The organism is Chryseobacterium sp. S90 (assembly GCF_047444895.1).
GTDB lineage: Bacteria > Bacteroidota > Bacteroidia > Flavobacteriales > Weeksellaceae > Chryseobacterium.
In genome coordinates, this window is the sequence record NZ_JBLGCX010000007.1 from 63,490 (window position 1) to 76,486 (window position 12,997).

At 35.0% G+C, this 12,997-nt stretch carries 16 protein-coding genes; 7 read left to right on the forward strand and 9 right to left on the reverse strand.

Annotated elements, in window-relative coordinates:
* Positions 1 to 50: 50 nt before the first annotated feature.
* The 6 genes from ACLMCG_RS18000 to trpS all read left to right on the forward strand — a co-directional run bounded on the left by ACLMCG_RS18000 (position 51) and on the right by trpS (position 3,467).
* Positions 51 to 431: a TraR/DksA family transcriptional regulator gene (locus tag ACLMCG_RS18000; RefSeq protein ID WP_002983772.1), complete on the forward strand. Its 381-nt coding sequence runs from the start codon at positions 51 to 53 to the stop codon at positions 429 to 431.
* 79 nt (positions 432 to 510) lie between these two features.
* On the forward strand, positions 511 to 756 hold the full coding sequence (locus tag ACLMCG_RS18005) for a DUF6576 domain-containing protein (RefSeq protein ID WP_223601417.1): 246 nt from the start codon (positions 511 to 513) through the stop codon (positions 754 to 756).
* A 17-nt stretch (positions 757 to 773) separates the two neighbouring features.
* Entirely contained in the window at positions 774 to 959 is a 186-nt protein-coding gene (locus ACLMCG_RS18010; RefSeq protein ID WP_223601416.1) for a DUF2683 family protein, read from the forward strand.
* Complete coding sequence (locus tag ACLMCG_RS18015) at positions 959 to 1,597, forward strand: lipoprotein signal peptidase (protein ID WP_223601415.1); 639 nt, start codon at positions 959 to 961, stop codon at positions 1,595 to 1,597. The genes ACLMCG_RS18010 and ACLMCG_RS18015 overlap by 1 nt, the downstream gene beginning before the upstream one ends.
* A 14-nt stretch (positions 1,598 to 1,611) precedes the next feature.
* Complete coding sequence (locus tag ACLMCG_RS18020) at positions 1,612 to 2,256, forward strand: vancomycin high temperature exclusion protein (RefSeq protein WP_413960667.1); 645 nt, start codon at positions 1,612 to 1,614, stop codon at positions 2,254 to 2,256.
* Positions 2,257 to 2,498: 242 nt separating this feature from the next.
* Positions 2,499 to 3,467, forward strand: coding sequence for a tryptophan--tRNA ligase (gene trpS, locus ACLMCG_RS18025; RefSeq protein WP_223601413.1), 969 nt, complete (start codon positions 2,499 to 2,501; stop codon positions 3,465 to 3,467).
* A 69-nt stretch (positions 3,468 to 3,536) separates the two neighbouring features.
* On the opposite strand, the gene ACLMCG_RS18030 is transcribed toward trpS, so the two are convergent.
* From ACLMCG_RS18030 to ACLMCG_RS18070, 9 genes are all read right to left on the reverse strand, one after another.
* Positions 3,537 to 4,823, reverse strand: coding sequence for a sensor histidine kinase (locus tag ACLMCG_RS18030; protein WP_413960668.1), 1,287 nt, complete (start codon positions 4,821 to 4,823; stop codon positions 3,537 to 3,539).
* Complete coding sequence (locus tag ACLMCG_RS18035) at positions 4,823 to 5,494, reverse strand: response regulator transcription factor (RefSeq protein ID WP_413960669.1); 672 nt, start codon at positions 5,492 to 5,494, stop codon at positions 4,823 to 4,825. Before ACLMCG_RS18035 ends, ACLMCG_RS18030 begins: the two co-directional genes overlap by 1 nt.
* Before the next feature lie 206 nt (positions 5,495 to 5,700).
* Complete coding sequence (locus tag ACLMCG_RS18040) at positions 5,701 to 5,913, reverse strand: PepSY-like domain-containing protein (RefSeq protein ID WP_413960778.1); 213 nt, start codon at positions 5,911 to 5,913, stop codon at positions 5,701 to 5,703.
* A gap of 25 nt (positions 5,914 to 5,938) precedes the next feature.
* Complete coding sequence (locus ACLMCG_RS18045; protein WP_413960670.1) at positions 5,939 to 6,388, reverse strand: PepSY-like domain-containing protein; 450 nt, start codon at positions 6,386 to 6,388, stop codon at positions 5,939 to 5,941.
* A 190-nt stretch (positions 6,389 to 6,578) separates the two neighbouring features.
* Positions 6,579 to 7,274, reverse strand: coding sequence for a YjjG family noncanonical pyrimidine nucleotidase (locus ACLMCG_RS18050; protein ID WP_413960671.1), 696 nt, complete (start codon positions 7,272 to 7,274; stop codon positions 6,579 to 6,581).
* A 202-nt stretch (positions 7,275 to 7,476) separates the two neighbouring features.
* On the reverse strand, positions 7,477 to 8,067 hold the full coding sequence (locus ACLMCG_RS18055) for an RNA polymerase sigma factor (RefSeq protein ID WP_047377368.1): 591 nt from the start codon (positions 8,065 to 8,067) through the stop codon (positions 7,477 to 7,479).
* Positions 8,068 to 8,262: 195 nt separating this feature from the next.
* On the reverse strand, positions 8,263 to 8,754 hold the full coding sequence (locus tag ACLMCG_RS18060) for a hypothetical protein (RefSeq protein ID WP_413960672.1): 492 nt from the start codon (positions 8,752 to 8,754) through the stop codon (positions 8,263 to 8,265).
* A gap of 85 nt (positions 8,755 to 8,839) precedes the next feature.
* Positions 8,840 to 10,120, reverse strand: a complete 1,281-nt coding sequence (metK, locus tag ACLMCG_RS18065; RefSeq protein WP_413960673.1) for a methionine adenosyltransferase — start codon at positions 10,118 to 10,120, stop codon at positions 8,840 to 8,842.
* Positions 10,121 to 10,357: 237 nt separating this feature from the next.
* Positions 10,358 to 11,308: a LysR substrate-binding domain-containing protein gene (locus tag ACLMCG_RS18070; RefSeq protein ID WP_047377365.1), complete on the reverse strand. Its 951-nt coding sequence runs from the start codon at positions 11,306 to 11,308 to the stop codon at positions 10,358 to 10,360.
* Positions 11,309 to 11,442: 134 nt separating this feature from the next.
* Between ACLMCG_RS18070 and ACLMCG_RS18075 the strand changes: the two genes are divergently transcribed.
* Positions 11,443 to 12,930, forward strand: a complete 1,488-nt coding sequence (locus tag ACLMCG_RS18075) for a catalase (protein ID WP_413960674.1) — start codon at positions 11,443 to 11,445, stop codon at positions 12,928 to 12,930.
* Positions 12,931 to 12,997: the final 67 nt, after the last annotated feature.

Below are 12,997 nucleotides of genomic sequence, written 5' to 3' on the forward strand. Positions count from 1 at the left end.
TATTATATTTCAAATTCCATTTCATAATTTTATTAAAAAAGAGAAAGAATATGTCAGACGAAAGAGTTAGATACAGCGATGCTGATTTACAGGAATTTAAAGCGATCATTAAAGAAAAAATAGAAAAAGCAGAAAAAGATCTTCAGCTTATCAGAGAAAGTTTTATCAACGACCAGAATAATGGAACCGATGATACTTCACCTACCTTTAAAGCTTTTGAGGAAGGAGCAGAAACTCTGAGCAAAGAGCAGAACTCTATTTTGGCAGGTAGACAGGAGAAATTCGTGCGTGACCTTAAAAATGCTTTGATCAGAATCGAAAATAAAACGTATGGTGTTTGCAGAGTAACAGGAAAACTGATTCCTAAGGAAAGACTTCTAGCCGTTCCTCACGCTACGCTGAGCATCGAAGCGAAAAATATGCAAAAATAACCGCAAGGTTTGTAAAAATAATATTGGGTTTATAACGTATTCACGAATACTTTATAAACCTAATTTTTAATGTATACCCATGAGCGAATTATTAATTTTGGGATTTATTATCGCAATAGTATTACTGTTTTTCAACAGAGAATGGATCAAAAACAGATTCTTTCCTGATCAGCAGAAAAACTATACTATTGATGACAAGTTCAATTCTGATAAACGTGACCGGGAGAAAGAGATCGACAGACTTTTGAGTAAGATGGGCAAAAATGGAGTCAATGATCTGTCTGAAAAAGAGAGAAAGAGACTTGATGAGCTGTCCAAAATGTAAATATTTAAATATAAGAAATGGAATCTATCATAGTACATCCTAAAAATTCTATGGAGTTGAGTGCACTGAAAAGTGTTTTGAAGGAAATGGGCATTAAATTTGAAAAAGCTCATGTTAAAAGTTCGTATAACGGACAGAAAGTAGTCAAGAAAGCAAGCGATAATAAGCCGGCTGCAAAGCCTTCAAAACCTAAAGGGCAATAATGAAAAAGATCTTAGCGATAACATTTTTGGTGTTATTAATTGACCAGGCTTCAAAAATTTATATCAAAACTCATTTTAATCTGGATGACAGCGTAACTGTTCTGCCTGGATTTAAACTAACCTTTGTGGAAAACCCGGGAATGGCTTACGGATTCCACTTCGGAGGAATTATTGGAAAATATTTTCTGGTGATCCTAAGAATCTTCCTGATCGGAGGAATGGTATACATGTTCAAAAAATGGTTAAAAGAAGGAGCTTCCAATTATCTTTTGATTCCAATGGCGATCATCTTTGCCGGTGCTATCGGAAACCTTATTGACGGAATGTTCTATGGAATGATTTTCGACAGCGGGACGGTATATGATCCTAGCATTGACCGATGGATCGGCTACGGCGGAATCTCAAAAATCGCTCCTTTCGGACACGGATATTCTACTTTTATGAAAGGATGTGTAGTAGATATGCTTCACTTCCCATTGGTAGACTGGAATGTTCCTGAAAGCTGGCCTTTAATAGGAGGAAAACACCTTGAGTTCTTCAAGTATATTTTTAATGTTGCCGATTCTGCCATTACTGTTGGTGCCGCATTCTTATTAATATTCAGAAAAAAAGCTTTCCCTAACGGACTGGAGTTTTAAATGATCTATTTCGGATGAAAAAAATAATCAAAAATATTTTTAAAATTTTCCTGCTTCTTCTGGTTGCAGGAATTATTTTTATTGCCTGGGCAAATTACAGCATCAAAAAAGATAGTGAACCTTTTGTTTCCTACAATATTGCTGATATACCGGAAGCAAAAACAGGTCTGCTATTAGGTACCGGAAAAACATTAAGTAACGGAACTCCGAATGCTTATTTCTATAACAGAATTAAAGCCGCTGCTGATTTATTCAAAAGCGGAAAAATACAATACATCATCGTTAGCGGAGATAACAGTACCAAAGACTATAATGAACCTGAAGACATGCAGCTGGCATTGATGCAGAGCGGAGTTCCACAGGATAAAATTATTATGGATCACGCCGGATTCCGAACATTGGATTCTGTTGTGAGGGCAAAAGATATTTTCAGCCAGACAAAAGTGATTATTATCTCTCAGAAGTTCCATAATGAAAGAGCTGTTTTCCTGGCCAGAAAAAATGGAATGGAAGCCTTTGGATATAATGCTGCTGATGTGAATAAATATGCAGGGTTAAAGACTAATATCAGAGAGTATGCGGCCAAAGCTAAAGCATACTGGGATCTTCTTTTTGGGGTAGAACCGAAATTTGGAGGAGAGAAGATTGTGATTCCTTAGTTTTTTTAAGCACGGATTGTCACAGATGATTGTTTAGAAGGATATTGAGATTTTGCTGATTAATAGGTTTTGGCTAAAGCCAATAGAGATGCTTTTTTAATCTGGCTGGGCTAAAGCCTACCCCTATTGAATTTTAATAGCAACATCTTTTATCTTTTATCTTTTATCTTTTATCTTTCGTTATTCCCGGCAAACCTCGTAAATTTGCTATTCATTAATTTTTAAATATAAATTTTAAACAAATGTCAAGAATTCTTACCGGCATTCAAGCCACCGGAACACCCCATCTTGGAAATTTATTAGGGGCCATTATTCCTGCTATCGAACTATCCAAGCAGGAAGGAAATGAATCATTTTTATTTATTGCGAATCTTCATACGCTTACACAGATTAAAGATGCGCAGACTTTAAGACAAAATACCTACGAGATTGCTGCGGCTTGGCTTGCTTGTGGACTAGATACTGAAAAAACATTTTTCTACAGACAAAGTGATATCGCTGAAACCTGTGAACTTTCTTGGCATTTATCATGTTTTTTTCCTTATCAAAGATTAACATTAGCCCATTCATTTAAGGATAAGGCTGACAGGCTTCAGGATGTGAATGCAGGATTGTTTACCTACCCTATTCTGATGGCTGCAGATATTTTACTGTATGATGCAGAAATTGTACCTGTAGGAAAAGATCAGCTTCAGCACCTGGAAATTGCAAGAGATGTAGCTTCCAGATTTAACAATCAAATGGGGGAAGTGCTTGTATTACCACAGGCAGAACTTCAGCAGGACACGAAATATGTTCCCGGAACTGATGGACGTAAAATGTCTAAATCAATGGGAAATATTATCAATATTTTCTTACCTGAAAAGGAACTGAAAAAACAGGTAATGAGCATTGAATCTGATTCCAAATCTCTGGAGGAACCAAAAGATCCTGAAACGGATAAAACATTCCAGATCTATGAGCTTATTGCAACTCCTGAACAGACTGAAGAGTTAAGAGCCAAGTATCTTGCCGGAAACTTCGGATATGGCCATGCTAAGAAAGAGTTATTGGATCTTATTCTGGTACGTTTTGAGAAAGAAAGAGAAACGTTCACTTATTATATGAATAATCTTGACGAGCTGGAAGCAAAACTACAGCAAGGAGCAGAAAAAACCAGACCTATTGCACTGGAAACTCTTAAAAGAGTAAGAACAAGCTTAGGATTTTAATTCTGAGTTTTAAACATAAGAAAGCCTTTCGTTTGAAAGGCTTTTTCTATTGATATAAAGTATACTTCTTTAATATGCATTATTCTTTGTCAGGATAAAGTAATGCATCTGGTCTCCGAATTCATAGACAATATCCCATCCCGGATATTGTTTTATTATGGTTTTAATGATAGACAATCCTAATCCGGTAGAGGTATGATCTGATCCTTGTTTATAGAAACGATTAAATATTTTGGATTTATCCAAAGGAACGGACGCACCACTATTCTGGAATGTAATCCGGTTATTTTCAACAATAATATTTAACGTTCCCTCTTCGTTATTATATTTAATGGCATTTTTCAGAAGATTGGACAGTAGAATATCTGCAAGATCCTGATTAAAATCTGCAACAAACTTTCCTTTCTCTATAATATTAACCTCAACTTTTTTAAATGTGATGAAATCTTCATAATTCTGAACCAACTGAGCAATCATTCCGTTAAAATCAACGTCTGACGTTTTATTAAACTGACTGTTTTCAATTTTGGAAAGCATTAATAATGATTTGTTTAAGCCTACCATTCTTCGCAAATCATTTTTAACTTCGGTAAGGAAGGTCAGACTCTTTTTATCAAGGTCATCATTCTGAATCAGAAGATCAATCTTATTAATAACAATAGCCAAAGGAGTCTGAAGTTCGTGGGACGCATTTTCAATAAACTGTTTCTGCTGATAAAAAACAAGCTCGTTACGTTCAATCATTTCATTGATTTCCACATTCAATTCTTCAAACTCAGTGATTTTATAAGTCTGTTTTTCCTGTGAAAAAGGAATTCCGAACTGATATTTTTTAAGTTTATCCAAAATCAGATAGAATGGCCTCATTGCCTTATTCAACAGATATCCGTTGATTACAACAATACTTATTACCAAAAGAATATAAAGCACAATTAAAGCAGTCGTAAGGTCGTAGATCAATTCGTCCTCTTCAACGGTAGAAGTTCTTATAACAAGCCTCTGCTGATTTTTAAACTGATCGATAAAGTCTGCCTCCAGAACTCTGTAAGGCTGGTCCTTATCATCATATTCCATATAATACATCTTATTGTACAGTCTGCTTTTATTCTGATATTCTTCAGCTTTAATGGGATTGATTTTAAATTCATTAAATCCAAAATCATTATTCTTCAACAGCTGAGGATTCAGGTAAACGGCTTTGATAATCTGTATTTTCCGATCTTTTAATCCGTCATCCACATTATCATGCACTTCATCCAGGATATAAGCATAAAACAGCCCTGCCCAAACTGCAATAATGAACAGCAGGATGATAATCAGGTATTTTATGGTATAATATTTTAAAGAAACTTTCATCAGATGAATTTATATCCTATCCCGTACACCGCCTGAAAATCAGCTTCGGCATTGAGTGTTTTTAATTTTTTACGAAGATTTTTAATCTGTGAATAAATAAAGTCCAGACTGTCTGCCTGATCAATATAATCTCCCCAGATAGCTTCCGCCAATGTCGTTTTCTGCAAAGTTTTTTCGGGATGGATCACAAAATAATACAATAGATCATATTCTTTGCGGTTAAGGACCAATTCCTTATTTCCTACTTTCACCGTTCTGTTCTCCGGATCAATACTTATATTTTTATATCGGATGATATTTTCACCATCCTGATTCTTTCTTCTGATCACAGACTTGATTCTCGCCATTAGTTCTGCAAGATGGAAAGGTTTTGCAAGATAATCATCAGCTCCAATTTCCAGCCCGGTTACCTTATCATCCACTGAATCTTTGGCAGAAAGGATGATTACGGGATCTTTCTTGTGCATTTTTTTTATCTCTTTCAGCAGATCTATTCCATTTCCGTCAGGCAGCATAATATCCAGCAAAATACAGTCATATTCATAAGAAATAATTTTCTCCAGTCCGTTACTGTAATTTTCTGCATACTCCACAATGAAATGTTCTGCCTCCAGAAATTTCTGTACCGTATCTTTCAGTTCGGGCTCATCTTCTACTATTAAAATCTTCATACCTCTGGATCTATATGCTCTGCTGCGCGATTAACTTATATCAAATATAGGAAATTATAAGGAGGGAAGCCGGAGATAGGGATACACATCCAAAAGTCTACGAGAATATGATCAGTATAAGGGTTATATGATAAATTACCGATAAGATGTCTACAAAATGGAAATACTCCCTACCTTCTTCCCTCAGGCACTTTTTCATGAATAATCTAATTTGATTTCACATTACGACCGTCTGCATCAAAAACAAGACATAGACCGTTCATCAAATGAATTTTGTAAGCATTGTATTTTTTTTCAATAGATTCAATTACGCTGCAAGGGTGGTTTCTTGTCATAAACGAAACTATATTCTTTCTAATCTGAGCAGAAGAAATTTTTCTTCCGTTGCTGTTTATTAAATTCCAGTTGACCATAATAATAAAATTTAGTGTCTGTAGTTAAGTGTTAATCATCAATTCTTTTAAAATTTCCGTTTCTGTCGAATTCAAGCTCCAATCCGTTGGAAAGTTCTGCTTTATAAGACCATCTTTTCTTTTCGATTTTGATGATGTAAGTGTTGGGAAAATTCTTTGTACTATAGTTTCTGATTGATACCGGGATAAAACCATAGGGTAGTTTCTGATGTTTCCCATCCACTTCTTTCCAGTTTCCATTGCTGTCAAACTCCATTTTCATTCCGTTAGTCAGATATACTTTGTATTCATCTACTCCATAGATTTCTCTGTATTCTATAGCCGAGTTTACAGGTATTCCTTTAAAATGGGCCGCTAGAAAGTTTTTGGCTGTTTTGGGTAGCTGATTAGCATTGATCGCTCTATCCTGTGCAGAAACAAAACTTCCCATCAATAAAAACATGATCATCAATACTCCTGCGATTTTCTTTACATTTTTCATAATATTTAATTTTTCTGTCATTATTATGGAGCAAAGTTCCAAATCAATTTGGGAAAGAATTGGGAATACTCATCCGGTAAAAAAATTAAATCAAATTTAGGTTGATTTCCCCAAGTCTATAAAAACAGAAAAGCCACTAAGATGATCTTAGTGGCTTATATTTATACTGTAAACTTTACGGTCTTACATTTTATAAGTATTCTTTAATCTGCTGAAGATGAGTAATGGCTTTTAATCCTTCTCTCTGTTTATCTTCCTTATAAACATCAAAGAAAATGGCATCCATTCCAAAGTCTGTTGCTCCCATTGCATCAGCAATCCAGTCATCTCCTATCAGGATACTTTCTTCTTTTCTGGCTTCGGAAAGTCCTAAGGAGTATTCAAAAATCCTGGGATTGGGCTTTCTTACCCCCACAGCATCTGCACTGGTAATGGTCTTAAAATAAGGTGCGATTCCAGACAGGCTACATTTCCTTTCCGTTACTTCCTGAAATCCATTGGAGATAATGTGTAATGTATAATTCTTAGCTTTCAGATATTCCAAGACATCTTCAGCTCCTTCTACCAATTCATTATGACTCACAATATTATCAAGGAAGTTTTCTTCAAAATAAAGAGCCAATTCTTTATTATCTACTCCAAAATGTTTAAAAGAATCATAAAAACGGTGTTCTCTCAAGTACTCTTTGCCAATAATCCCATCTCTGATCTTTTCCCACAAATCTTCGTTGATATCATGGTAAACAGAGTGAAATTCTTCAAAGTCAATATTGTACTTTGAAGTTATTTCCTGTTGTTCAAAAAGTTCCCTGATGGTAAGATAGGCATTTCTACGGTGATCCCAGAGTGTATTATCCAGGTCAAAAAAAACATGCTGCATTTTCATACAGCACAAAGTTAATCATTTTAATTTTTTGTAATAGGATAATTTTTGCTCTTGCTTTTCACAATCTCAAGGCTTTTAGAAAAATTCAGCAAAAAATCAATTGTTTGTTTCTTAGGTTTCAAAGTTTTCACTTTTAAGGAGTCATTTTTTTTCATAAGCGAAGTATGTTTTCCTTAAAACGTGAAATTTCCTGAAATATTATTTATCTGGTTAATATTATATTATTTTCATCCATGATTTTTCTCAGGTTGATCAGTGCATACCGTACTCTTCCAAGGGTCGTATTAATGCTCATATCCGTATGATCTGCAATTTCCTTGAAACTCAGGCCGTCAAAAAATCTAAGTTTGATTACTTCTTGCTGATTTTGCGGTAAAAACTGCAGCATCCTTAAAAGATCTTCCTGTATCTGATTCGTTACAAGCTGATCTTCAATATTCTCAGAAGGCTCTCTGATCAAATCAAAAATAGAATATTCATCAGTTTCAAAAGTAGTTTCTGAAACTTTTATATTCTTTGCTTTTGATCTGAAATGATCGATGATTAAATTGTGGGAAATTCTTTTTGCCCAAAGAATAAATTTACCTTCTTCGTTATAACGCCCTTCTTTAAGCATAACAATAATTTTCATGAATGTATCCTGAAAGATATCATTAGCTAAATCTTCATCATTAATTTTGTAAAAAATGAATGTAAACAGTTCTCTCTGATGTCGGTGAATAAGGGTTGACAATGCGCCCTCGTCTCCTTTCTGGTAAAGGGAAATTAGTAAACTATCCGATTTTGATTTCATAACTCTTCTCAATATAAATATTTGTAGACAGGCATTCTACCAGATATTTCATCTGGCTTTTGCTGTATAAACAAAACAGTTCTAGAGTAGAGTCTATTCTATAGGCGGTAGTACAATTATTATGATGTAAATATAATAATTTTTTAATAACTGTTAACCTATTATTAAATTTTATAGAGAAAAATCTAAAAAAAATCATTTAAACATGTCATGAATGAACACGGTAGGGATATTTAATGTAAAATTAACATTCAGTCCTTTCATCTCTTTTCCGTTCAAACGGGTATCTCCGATGGGGAAAGCATAGCCTCCTGTAAGATCCAGCATCCCAAATAAGGTAACTCCTATTTTAGGGGCAATATATTTATTGGTTCCTTCTACTCCTGCTAAAAAGTAATACGAGTGATAGAAGTCTACATTTTTTTCAAAATTAAGAAGAACATCCGCCTGCAGTTTCGGCATAATAGCAAACTTAGAATCTACGGCTCCCATTAAAGCAGATCCACCCAACCTGTAAATCACATCATCATTTTTAAGAAAAAGTAATTTACCCCCTACTTCACCAAAACTTTGATTCTGGTAAGTATACCCCACCGTAATCATTTTATGCATGGTATATTGTGCCTTTGCTAATGTACTTAGCAAAAACAATGACAGGACGGCAACTACAGTTCGAAAATTCATCATCTTTCTATATTATTAAGGTGTAAAATTAAAAAAAACTGCCTTATCCAAAGATAAAGCAGCTCATTTATTATTCTTTAAAGAGAAATTAAATTCCAAAAGCGGTTTTAATCTCCTCTACTTTGTCTAGTTTCTCCCAAGTAAAGAACTCAAGATTTTTTAATGTAAGCTCATTTTTATGTCCTTTATTGAACGTTTTATCAGCTACATAATGCTCTTTACCCATATGTCCGTAAGAAGCTGTTTCCTGATAAATAGGATTTCTTAATTTTAAATTCTGTTCAATAGCATAAGGTCTCAAATCGAAAATCGTAGAAACTTTTTTAGCGATATCACCATCGTGAAGATCAACTTTAGCAGTTCCGTAAGTATTGATATACAGTCCACAAGGCTCAGCTACTCCGATTGCATAAGAAACCTGTACCAAAACTTCATCAGCAATTCCTGCAGCTACTAAGTTTTTAGCAATATATCTTGTTGCATAAGCTGCACTTCTGTCTACTTTAGAAGGATCTTTTCCAGAGAAAGCACCACCACCGTGAGCTCCTTTACCACCGTAAGTATCAACAATGATTTTTCTACCTGTAAGACCAGTATCTCCGTGAGGTCCCCCGATTACGAATTTTCCTGTAGGATTGATGTGATATTTGATCTGATCGTTGAATAAAGCTTTGATTTCCTCTGTCTGCTGTGCTACAACTCTTGGAACCAGAATATTCTTAATATCCTCACGGATTTTATTCAGCATTTCCTCTTCAGCTGCAAAGTCATCATGCTGAGTAGAAACTACGATAGAATCAATTCTGATTGGCTTGTGGTCATCAGAATATTCAATAGTTACCTGGCTTTTTGCATCCGGACGAAGATAAGTGATTTCCTTATTTTCTCTTCTGATGGCAGAAAGTTCTTTAAGAATAGTGTGAGCAAGGTCCAATGCAAGAGGCATATAGTTAGCCGTTTCATTGGTAGCATACCCGAACATCATTCCCTGGTCTCCTGCTCCCTGTGCATTTGCTTTTGCTTCAAAAGACTCATCATTTACAGCTCTGTCAACTCCCTGGTTGATATCAGGTGACTGCTCATGGATGGCAGAGATTACTCCACAAGAATCTCCATTGAACATATATTCACCTTTTGTATACCCAATTCCGTTGATTACTTCTCTGGCAATAGTCTGTACATCAAGGTAAGCATCAGATTTTACTTCTCCTGCCAATACCACCTGTCCGGTAGTTACAAGAGTTTCACATGCTACTTTTGAGTCTTTATCATATGCTAAAAAATGGTCGATTAATGCATCGGAGATTTGATCGGCAATTTTATCCGGATGTCCTTCTGAAACTGATTCAGATGTAAATAAATAAGACATATAATTCTTTTGTTTTTAAAGATTTAAAAATAGTATTTACGAAAAATATGAATGAAATTGCCCAGAAAAAAAGAATACTGTTTTAGCATATTTTTATAGAGGTTGCAATCAGGTCAAATTTTTCCTCGTAATAAACGTCAGCAAATTTAAGCACTATTTTCGTAATACTCAAAGATTTTGTTTATTAATTATAATTTTATTTAAATTGATGATTTCTATCACTTTAAAGCATTTCCATTACTGAGGCTTAATGCTTACAAATTCTTTTGGACTTTCGTGATAATTCAACTTAAGTTCTAAAGAAGTTTTGATAGAATGTGACAATTCATCAATAATTTTTTGCTTAAAAGTTGGCTTATAATAAATAATACTGATCTCTCGATAAGGGAAAGGCTTTTTGAATCTGAAAACATTTTTCTTCTGCTCTTCCGAAAGCTGGCTCAATGCAAGTTCCGGCAGAATACTGATTCCTCCTACTTTATCTACCATGTGTACCAGAGTCTGGATATTGGAAGCTAAGAAATCTAAGTTTTTAGGCTTCAATGTATTTTCTTTCAGATGACAGATGTTTTCAAACTGATTTCTAAGACAGTTTCCTTCTTCAAGCAGCCATACTTTTTCTACATTCAGGTCTTCCGGAATGATGTAAGAATTCTTTTTGTTGGCTTCTGTATTGGAACTGTAAATCATCAGCTCTTCATTGAATAGGAAATCCTGATAAAACTCGTCAGCCGTATCATAAGGAGTTGAGATAATTCCCGCATCCAATTCTCCGGCTTTTAAAGCTTTAATAATATTATCCGTTGTCATTTCTTTTACATTCATCTGAATCTTTGGATTATCTTCAAGGAATTTGAAGATTTCCGTAGGCAGAATGAAAGAAGAAACAGTAGGAATAATCCCCAGATTAAGAGTTCCTCCTAAAATATTATTCAAAAGGTTCGCTTTGTTTTTCAGCTCATTGACAGACTCTATAATAACTTTTGCCTGATCAATAATCTGAAGACCTACATCTGTGGTACGAATCGGGTGAGTAGTTCTGTCGAAAACCTTCACATCCAGTTCATCCTCAAATTTCTGTATCATGGCACTTAACGTAGGTTGCGTAATAAAACATGCCTGAGCTGCTTTACCAAAATGTTTATACTTATCAACAGCGATAAGATACTCCAGTTGCTGAATGTTCATTTGATTAATATTATCTATTACAAAGATATAACGTTTTTGTTATTAGCAATTAAAAATTCAAGTAAATTTGATATTCACTACCTTTACACTTCAATTTAGAAAAAGGAAAAAGAATTACTCAAATCTTCAATTATATGGATTCTAAAAAATTAACGTTAAGCAACGGAGCACCTTACTTTGAGCATCAGGATTCACAGACGGTAGGACCAAGAGGCCCTGTATTGCTGCAAGATTTTATTCTTCAGGAAAATCTTGCGCATTTCGTTAGGGAAAGAATTCCTGAAAGAATAGTGCACGCCAAAGGAAGCGGAGCCTACGGAACCTTTACCGTAACCCATGATATCAGCCGGTACACAAAGGCAAAGCTGTTTTCAAAAATAGGAAATTCGTGCAGGATGTTTGCCAGATTCTCTACTGTGGGTGGAGAAAAAGGAAGTGCAGATACCGCAAGAGACCCAAGAGGTTTTGCTTTAAAATTTTACACTGAAGACGGAAACTGGGATCTTGTGGGAAATAATACTCCGGTATTCTTTATTAAGGATGCTAAAAAATTCCCGGATTTTATTCATACCCAAAAAAGAGTTCCAAAAACCAATTTAAAAAGTGCTACAATGATGTGGGATTTCTGGAGCTTAAATCCGGAATCGCTTCATCAGGTTCTTATATTAATGTCAGATAGAGGAACACCTTACGGATACAGACATATGCATGGTTTCGGGTCTCATACTTTCTCCATGATCAATGATAATAATGAAAGAGTCTGGGTGAAATTCCACTTCAAAACAAAACAGGGAGTGAAAAATTTCACTGATGAAGAAGCTGTAAAAATGGCTGGTGAAAATCCTGACTTTGCTCAGGAAGATCTATGTAATGCTATTGAAAACGGCGATTTCCCGAAATGGACTATGTACATTCAGGTGATGACCGAGGAACAGGCAAAAGATTTCAGATGGAATCCTTTCGATGTAACAAAAGTATGGTTCCATGATGATTTTCCTTTAATTGAGGTAGGAGAAATGGAGCTCAATGAAGTTCCTGTTAATTACTTTGCCCATGTTGAACAATCTACATTTTCACCAAGCAGCCTGATTAATGGAATTAGTTTCTCCCCCGACAAAATGCTGCAGGGAAGATTATTCTCTTATCCTGATGCCCATCGTTACAGAGTAGGTGTCAACGCTCATCAATTAGAAGTAAACAGATGTCCTTTTGCGGTCAACAACTATCAAAGAGATGGTTATATGGCAGATTCAAGCTACTATCAGGACAAACCGAATTACCACCCGAACAGTTTCGATGATATCAAAGCAGATTCTGATTACAAAGGTTTTGAGTATGAATTAGACAGTGCTCATGTTGCCAGCTATAACAGAAATGATAATGACAGCGATCATTATACTCAACCAGGTCTGCTTTATTCAAAAGCAATGAATGCAGAAGACAGAGATCGGCTGATCCAAAATATTATAGGAAGCATGAAAGGCATCAGCGGGCCGAAAAAAGATGAGATTATTAACCGACAATTATGTCACTTTTTCAGAGCCAACATTGAGCTTGGCATGAAAGTAGCTTCTCAGCTAAACGTCAATATTGATGCAAATATGATGAATCATTCCAAATAATCATATTGAATGATAAATTAAAAAAAAGGAAAAAAAAATAATATTTTTTCCTTTTTTTTGTAAAAAA

What these genes read in the sequence shown, in the direction of transcription:
- ACLMCG_RS18000 (WP_002983772.1), top strand. Translation starts at nt 51, where the DNA reads ATGTCAGACGAAAGAGTTAGATACAGCGATGCTGATTTACAGGAATTT.
- ACLMCG_RS18005 (WP_223601417.1), top strand. Translation starts at nt 511, where the DNA reads ATGAGCGAATTATTAATTTTGGGATTTATTATCGCAATAGTATTACTG.
- ACLMCG_RS18010 (WP_223601416.1), top strand. Translation starts at nt 774, where the DNA reads ATGGAATCTATCATAGTACATCCTAAAAATTCTATGGAGTTGAGTGCA.
- ACLMCG_RS18015 (WP_223601415.1), top strand. Translation starts at nt 959, where the DNA reads ATGAAAAAGATCTTAGCGATAACATTTTTGGTGTTATTAATTGACCAG.
- ACLMCG_RS18020 (WP_413960667.1), top strand. Translation starts at nt 1,612, where the DNA reads ATGAAAAAAATAATCAAAAATATTTTTAAAATTTTCCTGCTTCTTCTG.
- trpS (WP_223601413.1), top strand. Translation starts at nt 2,499, where the DNA reads ATGTCAAGAATTCTTACCGGCATTCAAGCCACCGGAACACCCCATCTT.
- ACLMCG_RS18030 (WP_413960668.1), bottom strand. Translation starts at nt 4,823, where the DNA reads ATGAAAGTTTCTTTAAAATATTATACCATAAAATACCTGATTATCATC.
- ACLMCG_RS18035 (WP_413960669.1), bottom strand. Translation starts at nt 5,494, where the DNA reads ATGAAGATTTTAATAGTAGAAGATGAGCCCGAACTGAAAGATACGGTA.
- ACLMCG_RS18045 (WP_413960670.1), bottom strand. Translation starts at nt 6,388, where the DNA reads ATGAAAAATGTAAAGAAAATCGCAGGAGTATTGATGATCATGTTTTTA.
- ACLMCG_RS18050 (WP_413960671.1), bottom strand. Translation starts at nt 7,274, where the DNA reads ATGAAAATGCAGCATGTTTTTTTTGACCTGGATAATACACTCTGGGAT.
- ACLMCG_RS18055 (WP_047377368.1), bottom strand. Translation starts at nt 8,067, where the DNA reads ATGAAATCAAAATCGGATAGTTTACTAATTTCCCTTTACCAGAAAGGA.
- ACLMCG_RS18060 (WP_413960672.1), bottom strand. Translation starts at nt 8,754, where the DNA reads ATGATGAATTTTCGAACTGTAGTTGCCGTCCTGTCATTGTTTTTGCTA.
- metK (WP_413960673.1), bottom strand. Translation starts at nt 10,120, where the DNA reads ATGTCTTATTTATTTACATCTGAATCAGTTTCAGAAGGACATCCGGAT.
- ACLMCG_RS18070 (WP_047377365.1), bottom strand. Translation starts at nt 11,308, where the DNA reads ATGAACATTCAGCAACTGGAGTATCTTATCGCTGTTGATAAGTATAAA.
- ACLMCG_RS18075 (WP_413960674.1), top strand. Translation starts at nt 11,443, where the DNA reads ATGGATTCTAAAAAATTAACGTTAAGCAACGGAGCACCTTACTTTGAG.